The 16,606-nt window shown below is 74.3% G+C and carries 18 protein-coding genes; 13 read left to right on the forward strand and 5 right to left on the reverse strand.

Features of this window, described 5'->3' with window-relative positions; translation table 11 throughout:
* Positions 1-27 precede the first annotated feature (27 nt).
* Positions 28-873, reverse strand: a complete 846-nt coding sequence (locus tag J4709_RS24330) for a siderophore-interacting protein (RefSeq protein WP_208244111.1) — start codon at positions 871-873, stop codon at positions 28-30.
* Positions 874-1,037: 164 nt separating this feature from the next.
* On the opposite strand from J4709_RS24330, the gene J4709_RS24335 reads away from it, so the two are divergent.
* Entirely contained in the window at positions 1,038-1,499 is a 462-nt protein-coding gene (locus J4709_RS24335) for a nuclear transport factor 2 family protein (RefSeq protein ID WP_208244112.1), read from the forward strand.
* Positions 1,500-1,551: 52 nt separating this feature from the next.
* Here J4709_RS24335 and J4709_RS24340 read toward each other — a convergent pair whose 3' ends face one another.
* Positions 1,552-2,121, reverse strand: coding sequence for an ATP-binding protein (locus J4709_RS24340; protein WP_208244113.1), 570 nt, complete (start codon positions 2,119-2,121; stop codon positions 1,552-1,554).
* Positions 2,122-2,241: 120 nt separating this feature from the next.
* On the opposite strand from J4709_RS24340, the gene J4709_RS24345 reads away from it, so the two are divergent.
* From J4709_RS24345 to glpK, 6 genes are all read left to right on the forward strand, one after another.
* Positions 2,242-3,915: an FUSC family protein gene (locus J4709_RS24345; protein ID WP_208244114.1), complete on the forward strand. Its 1,674-nt coding sequence runs from the start codon at positions 2,242-2,244 to the stop codon at positions 3,913-3,915.
* Positions 3,916-3,959: 44 nt separating this feature from the next.
* A complete protein-coding gene (locus J4709_RS24350; RefSeq protein ID WP_208244115.1) occupies positions 3,960-4,463 on the forward strand; it encodes a MarR family winged helix-turn-helix transcriptional regulator in 504 nt (167 codons plus the stop codon).
* Positions 4,464-4,567: 104 nt separating this feature from the next.
* Positions 4,568-5,341: a cyclase family protein gene (locus J4709_RS24355; RefSeq protein ID WP_208244116.1), complete on the forward strand. Its 774-nt coding sequence runs from the start codon at positions 4,568-4,570 to the stop codon at positions 5,339-5,341.
* On the forward strand, positions 5,338-7,035 hold the full coding sequence (locus tag J4709_RS24360) for a thiamine pyrophosphate-binding protein (RefSeq protein ID WP_208244117.1): 1,698 nt from the start codon (positions 5,338-5,340) through the stop codon (positions 7,033-7,035). Before J4709_RS24355 ends, J4709_RS24360 begins: the two co-directional genes overlap by 4 nt.
* Before the next feature lie 92 nt (positions 7,036-7,127).
* Positions 7,128-7,976: an MIP/aquaporin family protein gene (locus J4709_RS24365; protein ID WP_208244118.1), complete on the forward strand. Its 849-nt coding sequence runs from the start codon at positions 7,128-7,130 to the stop codon at positions 7,974-7,976.
* A gap of 81 nt (positions 7,977-8,057) precedes the next feature.
* A complete protein-coding gene (gene glpK, locus J4709_RS24370) occupies positions 8,058-9,575 on the forward strand; it encodes a glycerol kinase GlpK (protein ID WP_208244119.1) in 1,518 nt (505 codons plus the stop codon).
* On the opposite strand, the gene J4709_RS24375 is transcribed toward glpK, so the two are convergent.
* Entirely contained in the window at positions 9,551-10,540 is a 990-nt protein-coding gene (locus tag J4709_RS24375) for a Gfo/Idh/MocA family protein (protein WP_208244120.1), read from the reverse strand. The two genes, glpK and J4709_RS24375, sit on opposite strands and share 25 nt — an antisense overlap.
* A gap of 116 nt (positions 10,541-10,656) precedes the next feature.
* Between J4709_RS24375 and J4709_RS24380 the strand changes: the two genes are divergently transcribed.
* The gene (locus J4709_RS24380; protein ID WP_208244121.1) at positions 10,657-11,505 is read left to right on the forward strand and encodes a S1 family peptidase; all 849 of its coding nucleotides are present in this window, start codon (positions 10,657-10,659) and stop codon (positions 11,503-11,505) included.
* 32 nt (positions 11,506-11,537) lie between these two features.
* Here the strand turns inward: J4709_RS24380 and J4709_RS24385 are convergent, their stop codons facing one another.
* Positions 11,538-12,353: an RNA polymerase sigma factor SigF gene (locus J4709_RS24385; protein ID WP_208244122.1), complete on the reverse strand. Its 816-nt coding sequence runs from the start codon at positions 12,351-12,353 to the stop codon at positions 11,538-11,540.
* Between the two features lie 190 nt (positions 12,354-12,543).
* Between J4709_RS24385 and J4709_RS24390 the strand changes: the two genes are divergently transcribed.
* The 5 genes from J4709_RS24390 to J4709_RS24410 all read left to right on the forward strand — a co-directional run bounded on the left by J4709_RS24390 (position 12,544) and on the right by J4709_RS24410 (position 15,634).
* Positions 12,544-13,005 carry an SRPBCC family protein gene (locus J4709_RS24390; RefSeq protein WP_208244123.1) on the forward strand — a complete coding sequence of 154 codons (462 nt, stop codon included), beginning with the start codon at positions 12,544-12,546 and terminating at the stop codon, positions 13,003-13,005.
* Between the two features lie 219 nt (positions 13,006-13,224).
* Entirely contained in the window at positions 13,225-13,710 is a 486-nt protein-coding gene (locus J4709_RS24395; RefSeq protein WP_307801498.1) for a fluoride efflux transporter FluC, read from the forward strand.
* The gene (locus J4709_RS24400; protein ID WP_208244124.1) at positions 13,707-14,057 is read left to right on the forward strand and encodes a DUF190 domain-containing protein; all 351 of its coding nucleotides are present in this window, start codon (positions 13,707-13,709) and stop codon (positions 14,055-14,057) included. The genes J4709_RS24395 and J4709_RS24400 overlap by 4 nt, the downstream gene beginning before the upstream one ends.
* Complete coding sequence (locus J4709_RS24405) at positions 14,054-14,416, forward strand: fluoride efflux transporter FluC (RefSeq protein WP_208244125.1); 363 nt, start codon at positions 14,054-14,056, stop codon at positions 14,414-14,416. The genes J4709_RS24400 and J4709_RS24405 overlap by 4 nt, the downstream gene beginning before the upstream one ends.
* A 312-nt stretch (positions 14,417-14,728) precedes the next feature.
* A complete protein-coding gene (locus J4709_RS24410; protein WP_307801499.1) occupies positions 14,729-15,634 on the forward strand; it encodes a polysaccharide pyruvyl transferase family protein in 906 nt (301 codons plus the stop codon).
* 13 nt (positions 15,635-15,647) lie between these two features.
* On the opposite strand, the gene J4709_RS24415 is transcribed toward J4709_RS24410, so the two are convergent.
* Complete coding sequence (locus J4709_RS24415; RefSeq protein ID WP_208244127.1) at positions 15,648-16,604, reverse strand: NAD-dependent epimerase/dehydratase family protein; 957 nt, start codon at positions 16,602-16,604, stop codon at positions 15,648-15,650.
* Between the last annotated feature and the right edge of the window lie 2 nt (positions 16,605-16,606).

The raw sequence follows: 16,606 nt of genomic DNA on the forward strand, positions 1-16,606 counted from the left end.
GCGAGCGCCGGCGAGCGGAGGTCGCCGTCAGGAGAGGGCGCGGGCCTCCTCTTCCTCGACCTCTCGGTTCCAGTCGCGCTTGCTCGACTGCCAGCCGTCCTCGTCGCGGCCGCGGCGCCAGTAGCCGGAGATCGACAGCTGCTCCATCGGCAGGCCGCGGTCGACGCGCAGGTGGCGGCGGAGCGCCTTGACGAAGCCGGCCTCGCCGTGCACGAACGCGTGCACCTCGCCGTCGGGGAAGTCGAGCTTCTGCACGGCCTCGACCAGCAGGTCGCCGACCTGGCCGCCGCCGCGGTGCAGCCAGGTGATCTCGGTGCCGGCGGGCGTGCGCAGGTCCTGCTCCTCCTCGGGGCCGGCGACCTCGACGAACACGCGGGCGGGCGCGCCCTCGGGGATCCGCTCGAGGGCGGCGCCGATCGCGGGGAGCGCGCTCTCGTCGCCGGCCAGCAGGTGCCAGCCGGCGTCGGCGCGGGGCGCGTAGGCGCCGCCGGGGCCGTTGAAGAAGATCTCCTCGCCCGGCCGGACGGCCGCCGCCCACGGCCCGGCGATGCCCTTGTCGCCGTGGTGGACGAAGTCGATGGTCAGCTCGACGGCCTCGGGGTCCCAGGCGCGGACCGTGTAGGTCCGCACGCTCGGCCACTGGTCGCGCGGCATCTCGGCGCGGACCCTCTCCATGTCGAACGGCTCGGGGTAGGCCACCCCGGGCTGCGGGAAAAGCAGCTTGACGTAGTGGTCGGTGAACTCGCCTGCGCCGAACCCGGCGAGGCTCTCGCCGCCGAGCACCACGCGGATCATGTGCGGGGTGAGGCGCTCGGTGCGCAGCACCGTCCCCCGGTTGAGCCTGCGCCCTCTGCGTACCGGTTCCGTGGCCATGCGGACCTCCGCCGAAATGGATCAGTGGTAATTAGGCAACCCTAACCTCTGACGCGTCAGGTTTGTTCCGGTGGTGCCCGCGCGTCCGGAGGGCTAACGGCGGGACGCCCGCCGGGGTACGGTCTGCGGGGCGGCTCCCACTGCGCACGGGACGGGTGAGGTAGTTGGCGGTCAGCAGGCAGACGATGACGGACGAGCAGCGCAAGTCGGTCGCGCTGGAGTACCTCAAGGGATTCGACAACGGCGGGGTGACGTCCGACGGGGCGCCGCTGCTGGACCTGTTCGCCGACGACGCGCAGGTCTACTTCCCCAAGTGGGGGCTGGCGACCGGCAAGGACGCGATCGGGCGGCTGTTCGGCGACGTCGGCGCGACGATCAGGTCCATCCAGCACCACTACGCGACGTTCAACTGGGTGTTCTCGGGCGGGGACACTCTGGTCGTCGAGGGCACGAGCCACGGCGAGCACCGGGACGGGCCGTGGCGGGCGGGTGTGCCCGAGTGGGGCGCCGGCCGCTGGTGCGACGTCTTCGAGATCCGGGACTGGAAGATCCAGCGCGTGTTCATCTACCTGGACCCGGACTACGCGAGCGGTGACACCGCACGCTACCCCTGGCTGAAGCCCTAGTCCTGCTCCGCAGGAGTCCGTGCGGCCCGTGGGCAGATGAGCCTGGATGTCGTCAGGTGAATGAGAAGTGGGCTGCGGCTTCGGCGGCCGTAACCCCTTGAGAGCGGCCGGGGACGTCGTGGACGGCGTTCGCGCCCTCGGCGCGCAGCTGGTCGGCCCCGCCGTGGCGGGCCATGACCGCGGCGTAGGCGCGGACGTCCGCGGTGGTGATGTCAGTACGGTCCCGGCCGGCGTGCTGTTGGAGGAGGGTGCCGAGGTCCGGGGCGAATCGCAGCATGGTCACCGGGGCGTCGAAGCGCCTGGCGATGGCGATGAGGCGGGCGCGTGCCTGGGGGGCGACGTTCGTGGACTCGGCGATCGCCGTTCGTCCGGCGGCGAGCCGGGCGACGATCCTGCTGTCGCGTTCCTCGAAGATCCGTGCGTCGGCCGCGTCGGAGTCCGCGTCGGCCGGTGAGGTGCCGAGGAGTTCCGCGCGGATCTCGTCGCTGGAGACCACGGCGCCCTCGTCGATCTGCCCGTGCGCGAGCAGCGCCCGCACGAAGCCGGTCTTGCCGGAAGCCGGCGGGCCGACGAGGAGCACGAGTCCCGCGGGCACGTGGGCTGGCCCGGAGTTCTTCGGCACCGCCCCATTCTGCCGCCTCTGACCGGCCCTCGACCACGATCATGGAGCCGGGCGGGAACGTGGCGGGGAGCACACGCTCTCCATATATTTCACGAGTAAATTACTTGTTAAGCTTTAGGGGTGAGCGAAGAGAGCATCGGCGCCCCGGTCGTCCGGATCCGGCCGCTTCCGCTGCGCGGCGTCCTGAAGGTCGGCAAGGCGGCCGACATCTGGCACAAGGCCGCGCTGAGCGCGCCCATCGCGTTCGGCGTGCCGGCGCTGGTCCTGCTGGCGCTCGGCCGCCTCGACCTCGCGCTCTACGCCTCCGCCGGGTCGCTGTGCGCGCTCTACGCACACGGCGAGCCGTACGCCTCCCGCGCCCGCTTCATGGCGGTGATGGTGCTCGGCATGGTCGCTAGCGTCGGGATCGCCCTGGTCACCGCGGCCTCGACCGACTCCGCGGCGATCCGCGTCGCGGTCGCCGCGCTGCTCGCCGCCGCGCACAAGGCGCTCTGCGACGCGGCGCGCACCGGGCCGCCCGGCGGCCTCATCCTCACCTTCGTCGCGGCGAGCTGCCTGTTCGTCCCGGACGCGCGGCTCTCCGACGTCCCGTTCCACCTGGCGCTCGGCCTCGCAGGCGGCGCGGTCGCCTGGCTCGTCGTCATGGCGCCCGGCCTCGTCCGGCCCGACGGCCCCGAGCGCACGGCGGTGGCCCGCGCACTGGAGGCGGCGTCCCGGCTCGCCGGCGCGGAGCCGGACGGCGCCGCGCGGGCCCGCCACGACGCGGCCGCCGCGATCAACGCCGCCTGGCACACGCTGCTGCGGTCCGGCGCCCGGACCGCGGGCCGCGCCGCGGACCGGCGGCGCCTCGAACGCCTCCTCGTGCACGCGGGGACCGTCGTCGCCGGCACCCCGGACGACCCGGACCGGCTCACCGGCTGGGCCGCGGACCTGCGCCGCAACCGGCCCGTGCCGGACGCGCCCGGCCGTCCCGGCGAGGACGGCGAGCTCGCCGGGATCGCCGCCGACCGGGCCGCCGCCGCGCCGCGCGGCGTCCGCGGCGTGCTCGGGGCACTGCGGCCGGGGTCGCCGCTGCTGCCCGTCGCGGCCCGCGTCGCCGTCGGCGCCGCGCTCGCCGGCTGGGCGTCGATGGCGCTCGGCGTCGGCCGCCCGTACTGGGCGGTCGTGACCGCCGCCGCCGTCTTCCAGGCCAACATCACCCTCAGCTGGAGCCGCGGCCTGCAGCGGGCCTTCGGCAACCTGGCCGGGCTCGCGCTGTTCACCGCGCTGCTCCCGGTGACCCGCGCGGGCGGTCTCGCGCTGGTCGCCGCGGTGATGGGCCTGCAGTTCTGCACCGAGGCGACGATGGCCCGCAACTACTGGCTGGGCAGCGTGTTCGTGACGCCGATGGCGCTGCTGATGGTCGAGCTGGCCGCGCTCCAGCCCGCCGGGCGGCTGGCGGCCGAGCGCTGGCTGGACACCTGTGTCGGCGTCGCGGCCGGGCTGCTGAGCTGCGCCCTCGTCACCAACCGCCGTGCCGGCGGGCGGGTCGGCGCCGCCCTCGACCGCCTCGACGCCGCCACGGCCGCCGCCCGCACCATCGGCGCCGGCGCCCCGGACCCGGCGCGGGCCGCGCGGGCCCGCGAGCGCCTGGCGTCCGCGCTGGTGGACGTGCGCGACGCCGCCGACGTCGCGTCCGGTGAATGGTGGCAGGGCGCGCTGCCCGCCGAACGGGTCGAACGCGCCGAACGGGAGGGGCACCGGGCGCTCGCCGGGCTCGCCCCCGGACGCGTCCCCGCGTCCCGGGCGGCCTGACGGGCGTACGATCACCCGGACGGCACGCGGAGGGGGAGCCGGGCGTGGAGGACGTGGTCGCCGAGGTGGTCCGCCAGTGGCGGGCCGTCGATCCCGGGCTGGACACCTCCCCGCTGGAGGTGATCGGGCGGATCACCCGCTGCGCCGCGCTGCTGCAGCAGGCCCAGGAGGGCCCGCTCGGCCGGGAGGGGCTCGTCCGGCCGGAGTTCGACGTGCTCACCGCGCTGCGCCGGCTCGGCCCCGGCGTCACCCCGACCCGGCTCGCCCGCGAGACGTTCTCCTCCGGCGCCGCGGTCACCAAGCGGGTCCGCCGGCTGCAGGAGCGCGGCCTGGTCGAGCGGCGCCCCGACGAGCGGGACCGGCGCGTCCAGCACCTGGCGCTCACCGCGGACGGGCGCGCGCTGATCGACCGGATCATGCCCGACCAGGTGGCATACGAGTCCGCGCTGCTGTCGGGGATGCCCGCGGAGCGCCGCGACGAGCTGGCGGGCGCGCTCGCCGAGCTGCTCGTCGTCCTGGAGGGAAGGCTGGGCGGGCTGATCGGATAGCACGGCGCACCTGCGCGGGGTGACCCTCCGAACAGGGGTGTCTGCGATACGTTCGGGGGACCCCGCGCGAGACCCCCAGCCCGTACGCGCCGCCCGGAGGAACGATGCCCGTCCTCGACCAGCTCCTCGCCGCCCTCGCCGGCGGCTCGGTGGAGATCGTCGATCTCACCGCGCCGCTGTCGGACCGGACGCCGATCCTGCGGCTGCCCGAGCCGTTCGCGAACACGGTCCCCTTCTCGCTGCGCGAGATCAGCCGGTACGACGACCGCGGCCCCGCCTGGTACTGGAACGACATCACGACCGGCGAGCATGTCGGCACCCACTTCGACGCGCCCGTGCACTGGGCGACCGGCCGCGACGGCGAGGACGTCGCGCAGGTCCCGGCGGGGCGGCTCGTCGCCCCCGCGGTCGTGCTCGACGCCTCGGAGCACGCCGCCGCCGACCCCGACTTCCTGCTGGAGATCGAGCATGTCCGCGCGTGGGAGGAGGCGCACGGCCCGCTGCCCGACGGCGGCTGGCTGCTGTACCGGACGGGCTGGGACGCGCGCTCCGCCGACGCGGAGGCGTTCCTGAACGCCGACGAGAACGGCTCGCACGCGCCGGGCATCTCGCCGGAGTGCGCCCGCTGGCTGGCGGAGGAGACGCCGCTGCTCGGGCTCGGCGTGGAGACGGTCGGCACCGACGCGGGCGGCGCGCACGCCTTCGACCCGCCGTTCCCCTGCCACTCCTACTTCCTCGGCGCGGGCAAGTACGGCCTCACCCAGCTGCAGAACCTGTCCCGGCTGCCGGCCCGCGGCGCGGTGCTGGTCGCGGCGCCGCTGCCGATCGTCGGCGGCTCCGGCAGCCCCGCGCGGGTGCTGGCCCTGGTCGAGCGATGATCGTCGCGGAGGCCGTGGGGGAGGCCCTCGCCCGGCTCGGTGCCGGCACCGTGTTCGGCGTCGTCGGCAGCGGCAACTTCCACGTCACCAACGCGCTGGCCGCGCACGGCGCCCGGTTCGTCGCCGCCCGCACCGAGGGCGGCGCCGCGACGATGGCGGACGCGTACGCGCGGGTGAGCGGCGGGCTCGGGGTGGTGTCGGTGCACCAGGGGCCGGGCCTCACCAACGCCGTCACCGGCATCGCCGAGGCCGCCAAGAGCCGTACGCCGCTGCTGGTGCTGGCCGGCGAGGTGGCCGCGTCGGCGGTCCGCTCGAACTTCCGGATCGACCAGGCCGCGCTGGCGGCGTCCGTCGGCGCCGTCCCGGAGCGGGTGCACTCGCCGCAGACCGCGCTCGCCGACGTGGCGCGCGCCTGCCGGACCGCGGTCGCCGAGCGCCGCACGGTGCTGCTCGGGCTGCCCCTGGACGTGCAGGGCGCCGAGCTGCCCGCCGCCGACGCGCGGGGCGGGACGCGCGCCGGGTACCGGCCCCGCGCGGTGCGGGTGCCGCCGCTGCCGGTGCCGCCGCCGGGCGCCGTCGCCCGGCTCGCCGACGCGCTGCAGGCCGCCGAGCGCCCGGTCTTCATCGCCGGCCGGGGCGCGCGCCTGGCCGGCGCCGGCCGCGACCTCGCCGACCTCGCCGCGCGGTGCGGCGCGCTCGTCGCCACCTCCGCGGTCGCGCGCGGCCTGTTCGCCGGCGACCCGTTCGGCCTGGACGTCAGCGGCGGCTTCGCCACCCCCGCGGCGGCCGAGCTGATCGCCGGCGCGGACCTGGTCGTCGGGTGGGGCTGCTCGCTGACCATGTGGACGACCCGGCACGGCGCGCTCGTCGGCCGCGCCGCCACGGTCGTGCAGGTCGACGTGGAGGCCCGGGCGCTCGGCGCGCACCACCGGGTCGACCTCGGCCTCATCGGCGACGTCGCGGAGACCGCGCGGGCCGCGGCCGCCGAGCTGGACGCGCGCGGGCACTCCGCCACCGGGTACCGCACGCAGGACGTCGCCGCCCGCATCGCCCGCGAGGGCCGCTGGCAGGACATCCCCTACGAGGAGGACAAGGAGCACGACCAGCACCCGGACGGCGGCCCCCGCGTCGACCCGCGCACGCTGACGATCGCGCTGGACGGGATGCTGCCGCGCGAGCGCACCGTCGCCGTCGACTCCGGCAACTTCATGGGGTACCCGGCGATGTTCCTGGACGTCCCCGACGCCGACGGCCTGGTGTTCACGCAGGCGTTCCAGTCGATCGGGCTGGGCCTGGCGACGGCGATCGGCGCGGCCGTCGCCCGCCCGGACCGGCTGACCGTGGCGGCGCTCGGCGACGGCGGCGCGCTGATGGCCGCCGCCGAGCTGGAGACCGCGGTCCGGCTCGGCCTCGGCCTGCTGGTGGTCGTCTACGACGACGAGGCGTACGGCGCGGAGGTCCACCATTTCGGGCCGTCCGGCCATCCGCTCGGCACCGTCACGTTCCCGCCCGCCGACGTGGCCGCGATCGGCCGCGGCTTCGGCTGCGCGGCGGTGACGGTCCGGCGGCCGGGCGACCTCGCGCCCGTGGCCGATTGGCTGGCCGGCCCCCGCGACCGGCCGATGCTCGTGCACGCGAAGATCGCGCGAGGGCGGCCGTCCTGGTGGCTGGCGGAGGCGTTCCGGGGGCACTGACCGGTACCGGTTCGTGTAGGGCCCGCCGACCGGGGAAGGAACGCGGACAGTGATCATCTGCTGTGCCGTGCGTCACGCCCCGAGGAGGAGAGATGGCCGCACCGCCGCGAGCACGAAGGCTCCCGGACGTCGTCGTGGAGATGTCCGCGGAGTTCGCCGGGACGCTGATCCTCATCCTGTTCGGGGTGGGGGTCGTCGCGCAGGCCATCGCGGGCAGCGGTCTCGGCGCTCCGCAGAGCCTCGGCGGCCACGACGCCATCACCTGGGCGTGGGGCTGGGGCGTGACGCTCGGCGTCTACGTCTCGGCGCGGCTGAGCGGCGGCCACATCAACCCGGCGGTGACGGTCGCGCTGGCGGTCTTCAAGGGCTTCCCGTGGCGGAAGGTGCTCCCGTTCATCTTCGCCCAGACGCTCGGCGCGTTCATCGCGGCGCTGATCGTCCGGTGGGACTACAGCGAGATCCTGGACAAGTTCGACCCCGGGCACACCACCAAGACGCAGTTCGTGTTCTCCACCATGCCGGGCAACGGGTCGCTGCCGGTGCACACCTGGGGCGCGTTCCGCGACCAGATCATCGGCACCGCGATCCTGCTGTTCCTGGTCCTGGCGCTGACCGACGCGCGCAACTCGCCGCCGCTGGCGAACATGGCGCCGCTCATCATCGGGCTGGTCGTGGTCGCGATCGGCATGGCGTTCGGCTCGGACGCGGGGTACGCGATCAACCCGGCGCGCGACTTCGGGCCGCGGCTCGCCCAGTTCATCACCGGGTACGACAACGCCTGGCGAGATCAGTACGGGCACTTCTACTTCTGGGTGCCGATCGTCGCGCCGATCATCGGCGGCGTGCTGGGCGCCGGCCTGTACATCCTGTTCATCGGCCGGCACATTCCCGAGGAGGGGCCCGGGGGCACCGAGCCGAGGCCCGAGTACGACGTCGAGTGACGGCGCCGCGCCACCGGCCCCGCGCCACCAGACGCCGCACCACCAGGCACCGCACGTCCCCGCGCAGAAAGGCAGAGCCGCATGGCCGACTTCGTCGGCGCCCTCGACCAGGGCACCACCAGCACCCGGTTCATGATCTTCGACCACGGCGGCAACGAGATCGCCCGCCACCAGCTCGAGCACGAGCAGATCCTGCCGCGGGCGGGGTGGGTCGAGCACAACCCGACCGAGATCTGGGAGCGCACCCGCGCGGTCGTGCAGACGACCCTGAACAAGGCCAACCTGCACCACGACGACCTGGCCGCGTTCGGCATCACCAACCAGCGCGAGACGACGCTGGTGTGGAACCGCCGCACCGGCCGCCCGTACTACAACGCGATCGTCTGGCAGGACACCCGCACCGACCGCATCGCCTCCGCGCTCGAGCGCGACGGCCGCGGCAAGACGATCCGGCACCGCGCGGGGCTGCCGCCCGCGACGTACTTCTCCGCTGGCAAGGTCCAGTGGATCATGGAGAACGTCGACGGGGTGCGGGAGGCCGCGGAGAGCGGCGATGCCGTCTTCGGCAACATGGACACCTGGGTGCTGTGGAACCTGACCGGCGGGACGGACGGCGGCGTGCACGTCACCGACGTCACCAACGCCAGCCGCACCATGCTGATGGACCTGGAGACCCTCGACTGGGACGAGGAGCTGCTGTCGTTCTTCGGCATCCCGCGCTCGATGCTGCCGGAGATCAAGCCGTCCTCGGCGCCCGACCCGTACGGCGTGACCCGCGCGGACGGCCCGCTCGGCGGCGAGGTGCCGCTGACCGGCATCCTCGGCGACCAGCAGGCGGCGACGGTCGGGCAGGTGTGCTTCTCGCCCGGCGAGGCCAAGAACACCTACGGCACCGGCAACTTCCTGCTGCTCAACACCGGTGAGGAGCTCGTCCGGTCCAAGGCGGGGATGCTCACGACGGTCTGCTACAAGTTCGGCGACCATCCGCAGGTGTACGCGCTGGAGGGCTCGATCGCGGTGACGGGGTCGGCGGTGCAGTGGCTGCGCGACCAGCTCGGCATCATCTCCGGCGCCGCGCAGAGCGAGAACCTGGCCCGGCAGGTCGAGGACAACGGCGGCGTGTACTTCGTCCCCGCGTTCTCCGGTCTGTTCGCGCCGTACTGGCGGTCGGACGCGCGCGGTGCGATCGTCGGGCTGTCACGGTTCAACACCAATGCGCATCTCGCCCGCGCCACGCTGGAGTCCATCTGCTACCAGTCCAAGGACGTCGTCGAGGCGATGCGCGAGGACTCCGGCGTCTCGCTGGACGTCCTCAAGGTGGACGGCGGCGTGACGGCGAACGAGCTGTGCATGCAGATGCAGGCCGACATCCTCGGCGTCCCGGTGTCGCGCCCGGTCGTCGCCGAGACCACCGCCCTCGGCGCCGCCTACGCCGCCGGCCTCGCCGTCGGGTTCTGGAACACCACCGACGAGCTGCGCCAGAACTGGAACGAGGACAAGCGGTGGCTGCCCACCTGGGGCGAGGAGCAGCGCGAGAAGGGCTACGCCGGGTGGAAGAAGGCGGTCGAGCGCACCTACGGCTGGGTGGACGTCGACTGACCGAACTGGGCGCTGATCTCGTCGATCGTGCGCAGGATCGCGATGGTCTCGTCGAGCGGCATCAGCGGCGACTCGGTGAGGCCGGCGCGCAGGCAGCGCGCGACCTCCTCCGCCTGGTAGGTGTAGCCGTGGCCGTCGATGTCCGCGGTGAGGACCTCGGGGTCGCCGCCCGTCCGCACCACCGTCATGGAGGCGGGACGGTAGAACGGGGACGCGACGTCGATCCGGCCCCGCGTCCCGACGACGGTGGCGCTGTGCGGCGAGTCGCCGTGCAGCCCGCAGTGCAGCAGCGCGATCGCGCCGGACTCGTAGCCGAGCAGGATGCCGGTGTTCGCGTCCACGCCGGTCGGCGCGGGTGACGCGGTGGCCTGCACGGACGCGGGCGGCCCGAGCAGCGGCCAGGTGAACGACAGCGGGTAGCAGCCGAGGTCGAGCAGCGCGCCGCCGCCCAGCTCCGGCGACCACAGCCGGTGCCCGGCGTCGAACTCCGCCGCGATGGAGAAGTCGGCGTACACGGCCGTGACGTCACCGATCGCGCCGTCGGCGACCAGGTCGCGCAGCCGCCGGACGAGCGGGTTGAACCGCGTCCACATCGCCTCCATCGCGAACACGCCGTGCTCGCGGGAGAGCGCCGCGAGCTTCTCGGCCTCGGCGGCGCCGGTGGTGAACGGCTTCTCCACCAGCACGGCCCGCCCCGCCTCGACGCACAGCCGCGCGGGTTCGAAGTGCATCGGGTGGGGCGTCGCGACGTACACGACGTCGACGCCGTCGTCGGCGGCGAGTTCGGCGTAGGAGCCGTGCGCCCGGGGGACGCCGTACCGTTCGGCGAACGCGGCGGCGGTGCCGTGCGAGCGCGAGCCCACGGCGGCGATCTCGTGGCCGGGCAGGCGCAGCACGTCCTCGGCGAACACCGAGGCGATGCCGCCCGTCCCGAGGATCCCCCAGCGCAGCGATGGTTCGGTCATGGGCCGATCGTACGGTGTGGCGGTCCTTCGTCCGGCGGCGAAGCTGATCTAGCATCCGCCGGGACAGCGCCGTCACCGGCCGGGCGCTCCCGCCGGCCAGCCCGAGAGGACCCCGCATGAACCGACGATCCGCCGGAGCCGTCACCGCGTCGCTCGCCCTCGCCGGGGCCGCGCTCGCCGCCGCGCCGCCCGCCGCGGCGAGCACCGCGCAGGCCGCCCCGCGCGGCCACGGCGAGGTCGACTTCACCGGAATCGTCGCGCTCAGCAACTGCTCGGGCTCGCTGGTGCGCGGGCCGCGCTCGCACGACTCCGACAAGGCCCTGGTCCTCACCAACGGCCACTGCCTGGAGAACGGGATGCCGAAGCCGGGGCAGGTCATCGTCGACCGGCCGTCCACCCGGACGTTCACCCTCCTCGACCGGACCGGCCGTTCGACGCTCGGCACGCTGCGGGCCACCAAGGTCGAGTACTCGACCATGACCGACACCGACGTCACCGTGTACCGGCTGGACGAGACCTACGCCGCCATCCGGAAGCGGTACGGCGTTCCGGCGCTGCGGCTGTCGACGTCCCGGCCCCACGACGGCACCGAGATCCGGATCGTGTCGGGCTACTGGAAGGCCATCTACGGCTGCAAGACCGACGCGACCGTCTACCGGCTGCGCGAGGCCGGGTGGACATGGAAGGACTCCATCCGGTACGCGCCGCAGTGCCAGACGATCCACGGCACGTCCGGCTCGCCCGTCATCGACGCCCGCAGCCACCGCGTCGTCGCCATCAACAACACCGGCAATGACGACGGCGAGCGCTGCACGCTGAACAACCCGTGCGAGGTGGACCGCAAGGGGAACGTCACCGTGCGGCACGGCATCCACTACGGCCAGCAGACGTACCTGCTCGCGCGGTGCCTCGGCAAGGGCAACGACGTCGTGCTGGGCAGGTCCTGCGCGCTGCCGAAGCCCTGACGAAGCCCCGAGAGCCGACCGGCCCTCGCCGGTCAGCTCTCGGCGAGCAGCCCGCCGCGCAGCCGCTCGAGCGTCGCGCGCAGCAGCCGCGACACGTGCATCTGCGACAGCCCGACCTGCTCGGCGATCTGCGTCTGCGTCTTGTTCCCGAAGAAGCGCAGCAGCAGGATCGTGCGCTCGCGCTCGGGCAGCTCGTCGATCAGCGGGCGGAGCGCGTCGCCGTCGATGAGGTTCTCCAGGGCCGGGTCGTCGGAGCCGAGCCGCTCGCCGACCGTCGCCGCGTCGCCGTCGGCGGTGCCGTCCGCCGGGGCCTCCAGCGACAGCGGCCGGTAGGCGTCGCAGGCGACGATCACCTCGACCGTCTCCTCCTCGCTGATCTCCATCAGCGCGGCGATCTCCCGGGTCGTGGGGGAGCGGCCGTGCTCGCGGGTGAACGCCTGGACGGTGCTCTGCAGCACCGGCCGGAGCTCCTGGATGCGCCGCGACACCCGCAGTCCCCAGGTCTTGTCCCGGAAGTGCCTTTTCACTTCGCCCGTCACCACCGGGTAGGCGTAGGTGACGAAGCGGTCGCCGACGTCGGGGTCGAACCGGTTGATGGCCTTGACGAGCCCGAGGTAGGCGACCTGCTGCAGGTCGTCGAGCGGCTCGCCGCGGTTGGCGTAGCGGCGCGCGACGCTCCGCACCAGCGGGACGTGCATCTCCACGATCCGGGTGCGCAGCCGCTCCCGGCGCGGATCGTCCTGGGGTAGGCGCCTCATCTCCGCCAGGAGGAGCTCGGCCTGGCCGTCCCCGAACCGGGGGACCCGGACGTCGGATCGAGGGGGACCGGACGGGGGCGCCGACGTCATGGGGGTCTTTCTCCTTTGCCGAGGCGGCGATGGGCGGGGACGCGGATCGCTGCGCCTCCTGTACCCGGCGATCCGCCTCCCACACAACGGACCGGCGGAACCGCCCGCGCCCGGCAAGCCCGTGTCGAGGGCCGCCGTGTAGAAGGAGGCGCGGCGGGTAGCGGGGCGGTGACGGACGAAGGGGAGCCCCGTGAGCACGATCACCGAGTCGGTCAACGTCACCGTCCCGATCCGCGTCGCCTACGACCAGTGGACGCAGTTCGAGGAGTTCCCGCGGTTCATGGCGGGCGTCGAGGAGGTCCGGCAGGTGGACGACACCACGCTGCGCTGGACCGTCCGCGTCGCCGGCGTCACCCGGCGGTTCGCGGCGCGGATCACCGAGCAGCTGCCGGACGAGCGGGTCGCGTGGACGTCCACGGAGGGGCCGGCGCACGCCGGCGTGGTGACGTTCCACCGCCTCGACGACGACACGACCCGCGTCACCGCGCAGATGGAGTTCGATCCCGAGGGGCTCGTGGAGAAGGCCGGCGACCGGGCCGGGGCGCTGCACCGCCGCGTCAAGGACGACCTGCGGCGGTTCAAGACGTTCGTCGAGTCGCGCGGCGTGCAGACGGGCGGATGGCGCGGCAAGGTCGACCGGCCCGGATCCTGACGGGACGGCCCAGCCCGCGACCGGGACCGGTGCCGGCGGGCCGGGAGGGCGGGGCCGCGCCCGGGGCACCGCCGGTGATCGGTAGACTGGGCGCGCGCCCTCCGGGGGGAGAGGCGCCACGGCGGTGGGGCCCGCCGTCCCCGCGACGGGGGAGAACCGCGGTGCGATCCGCCAACGGTCCCTACCGGTGACAGCTGTTTCCGCTGGTAGGAGTGTGCCGTGCCCGATGCCGTGACCGGACGTCCCGTCGACCCCGACGTCGATCTCAGCGTGCCGCGCCAGCGGTTCGAGCTGCGCCGCGCCCCCTGGGCGACGCTCGGCGCGATCGCGGCGGGCGGGGTCCTCGGGGCGCTCGCCCGCTACGGGCTCACCGAGGCGATGCCCTACCGGCCGGGCGAGTTCCCGTGGCCGGTGTTCCTCATCAACGTGTCGGGCTGCCTGGTGATCGGGGCGCTGATGGTGCTGATCACCGAGACGTGGCGGGTGCACCGGCTCGTCCGGCCGTTCCTCGGTGTCGGGGTGCTCGGCGGCTACACCACGTTCTCCACCCACATCGTCGACTTCCAGAGGGCGCTGTCCGCCGGGGCGCCCGCGGTGGGACTGTTGTATCTCGGCGGGACGCTCGCCGCCGCGCTCGCCGCGGTGTTCGCGGGCGTCCGGCTGACCCGTCTCGCCGTCCGCGCGCGTCCCAGGGAGCGGTCATGAGAATCCAGGGTCCGGCGCTGCGCCTGACCGTGTTCGTCGGGGAGAGCGACCGGTGGAACCACCGGCCCCTGTACACCGAGATCGTGCACCGGGCGCACCGGGCCGGGCTCGCCGGCGCCAGCGTGCTGCGCGGCTGCGAGGGGTTCGGCGCGTCCAGCCGCATCCACACCTCTCGCATCCTGTCGCTGTCGGAGGACCTGCCGATGGTGATCGTGATCGTGGACGCCGAGCGGAAGATCCGCGCCTTCCTGCCGGAGCTGGACGAGCTGGTGGAGGAGGGCCTGGTGATCATCGACCCGGTCGAGGTGATCCGCTACACGGGCCGCGGCATGGAGGGGGAGGCGTGACGGTCCTGCTGATCGCGCTGGGGGCGGCGCTCGGCGCGCCGCTGCGCTACCTCACCGACCGGGCCGTGCAGGCGCGCCACGACTCGGTGTTCCCGTGGGGGACGTTCACCGTCAATGTGGCGGGGTCCGCGCTGCTGGGCTTCCTGGCGGCGCTGCCCGCGACCGGGGGGCCGATGGCGTTCGCCGGGACCGGCTTCTGCGGCGCGCTGACGACCTACTCCACGTTCGGGTACGAGACGCTCCGGCTGGCCGAGGACGGCGCCCGGTTCTACGCCGTCCTCAACGCGGGCGCGAGCATCGCCGGCGGGCTCGGCGCCGCCTACTGCGGGATGGCGCTCGCGCAGGCGTTCACGGGCTGACGGCCCGGTCCGCACGCAACTGCCGGCCGGGAGCCGCGCCGCGAAACCTGGCGCGGCCCAGGCTCGCTGTCCAAGGGGCCTGGCGGGTCCTGGGCTGCGAGTGGGCCGCGACGGTACCGTTCCCGCCGCCCCCATTCGGTAAACCGGCAGGTGTCTCAACTGTCACGGCGGGGAGAGGCGGGCCACGCGCCGCCCCGCGCTCCGTCACGGACGGCCAAATCCGGCGCCGCCGCGGACATGGCCGCGCCGTCCCCGGGTAGCAGCCACCCGCGTGCCACCGACGGAAGGGAACGAGATGACTCGCGGTGGGCCGTGCGCGTCCTGGTGACCGGCTGGCCGAGCTTCCTGCACGGCGAGGCCACCGCGGGGGACGTCCTGGCGATGGAGGCCGTCCGGCGGGCGCTCGACGAAGCGGGGACCGGCTGCGACCTCGCCTGGAGCCCGGTGTTCCGGCCCGGCGGGCTCGACCTCGGCCGCGCGGACCCCGCCGGCTACACCCACCTGGTGTTCGCGTGCGGGCCGCTGCACGGCGCGCAGGTCGAGGACCTGCACCGGCGGTACGCGCGCTGCCGGCGGATCGCGGTCGGCGTCTCGGTCATCGACCCGGACGACCCCGCCGTCACCGGCTTCGACGCCGTCCTGCCGAGGGACGCGCCGGGCGCCGAGCCCGCAGGCGACCTGGCGGCGCTGCCGGAGACCCGGCCGGTGACCGTCGCGGGCGTCGTCCTCGCCCCCGGCCAGCACGAGTACGGGACGCGCCGCCGCCACGACCGGATCCAGGCCGAGCTCACCGGGTGGCTCGCGGGCCGCGAGTGCGCGCGGCTGTCGCTCGACACCCGGCTCGACCCGCGCGACTGGCGGCTGTTCTCCACGGCCGCCGAACTGGAGTCCGCGCTGCGCCGCCTCGACGTGGTCGTCACGACGCGGCTGCACGGGCTCGTCCTCGCGCTGAAGAACGGCGTCCCGGCCCTGGCCGTCGACCCGGTCGCCGGCGGCGCGAAGGTCGCCGCGCAGGCCCGCGCCTGGTCGTGGCCGGCGATCGTCACCGCGGGCGAGCGGGACGAGCCGCCGCTGCTGGACCCCGCCGAGCTGGACCGGTGGTGGCGGTGGTGCCTGCGCCGTGCGGACGGGGACGGGGACGGCGGCGGGGGCCGCGCGCCCGTCCGGCCCCCGTCCGCCGGCCTCCTCGCCGACCTGCTGTCCGCCCTCCGGGCCTGACCCCGGGGCCCGCCTAGGCGGGACGGGCGATGAGCAGCTCGCGGGAGAACCACTCGATCGTGGACAGCAGCCCCTCCTCGATGCCGAACTTCGGACGCCAGCCCAGCAGCTCCTCGGCGAGCGCGGTGTCCGGCCGCCGCACCTTCGGGTCGTCCTGCGGCCGCTCGACGAACCGGATCCGCGACCGCGACCCCGTCAGCTCGACGACCAGCCCGGCGAGGTCGGCCATCGAGATCTCGTAGGGGCTGCCGATGTTGACCGGCCCCGGATGCTCCGACATCGCGAGCGCGATGAGGCCGCGGACGGTGTCGTGGACGTGGCAGATCGACCGGGTCTGCGAGCCGTCCCCGGTGACGGTCAGGTCCTCGCCGGTCAGCGCCTGCCGCAGGAACGTCGGGATCGCCCGGCCGTCGTCGGGGCGCATCCGCGGCCCGTAGCTGTTGAAGATCCGCACGATCCCGGCGTCCAGGCCCCGGGAGTGCCGGAACGCCGACGTCAGCGCCTCGCCGAACCGCTTCGCCTCGTCGTAGACGCTGCGCGGGCCGACCGGGTTGACGTTGCCCCAGTACGTCTCGGGCTGCGGATGCACCAGCGGGTCCCCGTACACCTCGGACGTGGAGGCCAGCACGAACCGGGCGCCCTTCTCCTCGGCGAGCTCCAGCGCGTTGCGGGTGCCCTGGCTGCCGACCTCGAGCGTCTGGATCGGGTACCGCAGGTAGTCCGCCGGGGACGCCGACGAGGCCAGGTGGAAGACGTAGCCGACGTCGCCGGGCACGTGCACCGGCTCGGTGAGGTCGCGCCTCAGGAACCGGAAGTCCCGCCGGTCGGTGAGGTGCGCGATGTTGCGGGACGAGCCGGTCAGCAGGTTGTCCAGGCAGACGACGGAGATGTCGCGGGCCAGCAGCGCCTCGCACAGGTGCGAGCCGAGGAATCCGGACCCTCCGGTCACGACGGCGCGTGATTGCCTCATCA

Source organism: Actinomadura violacea (genome assembly GCF_017573465.1).
In the GTDB taxonomy this organism is placed as follows: Bacteria; Actinomycetota; Actinomycetes; order Streptosporangiales; family Streptosporangiaceae; genus Spirillospora; species Spirillospora violacea.

Bases quoted from the DNA above. Each gene is read 5' to 3' on its own strand.
- J4709_RS24385 (WP_208244122.1), bottom strand. From the start codon at position 12,353: ATGACGTCGGCGCCCCCGTCCGGTCCCCCTCGATCCGACGTCCGGGTC.
- glpK (WP_208244119.1), top strand. From the start codon at position 8,058: ATGGCCGACTTCGTCGGCGCCCTCGACCAGGGCACCACCAGCACCCGG.
- J4709_RS24355 (WP_208244116.1), top strand. From the start codon at position 4,568: ATGCCCGTCCTCGACCAGCTCCTCGCCGCCCTCGCCGGCGGCTCGGTG.
- J4709_RS24400 (WP_208244124.1), top strand. From the start codon at position 13,707: ATGAGAATCCAGGGTCCGGCGCTGCGCCTGACCGTGTTCGTCGGGGAG.
- J4709_RS24415 (WP_208244127.1), bottom strand. From the start codon at position 16,604: ATGAGGCAATCACGCGCCGTCGTGACCGGAGGGTCCGGATTCCTCGGC.
- J4709_RS24380 (WP_208244121.1), top strand. From the start codon at position 10,657: ATGAACCGACGATCCGCCGGAGCCGTCACCGCGTCGCTCGCCCTCGCC.
- J4709_RS24360 (WP_208244117.1), top strand. From the start codon at position 5,338: ATGATCGTCGCGGAGGCCGTGGGGGAGGCCCTCGCCCGGCTCGGTGCC.
- J4709_RS24375 (WP_208244120.1), bottom strand. From the start codon at position 10,540: ATGACCGAACCATCGCTGCGCTGGGGGATCCTCGGGACGGGCGGCATC.
- J4709_RS24365 (WP_208244118.1), top strand. From the start codon at position 7,128: ATGGCCGCACCGCCGCGAGCACGAAGGCTCCCGGACGTCGTCGTGGAG.
- J4709_RS24330 (WP_208244111.1), bottom strand. From the start codon at position 873: ATGGCCACGGAACCGGTACGCAGAGGGCGCAGGCTCAACCGGGGGACG.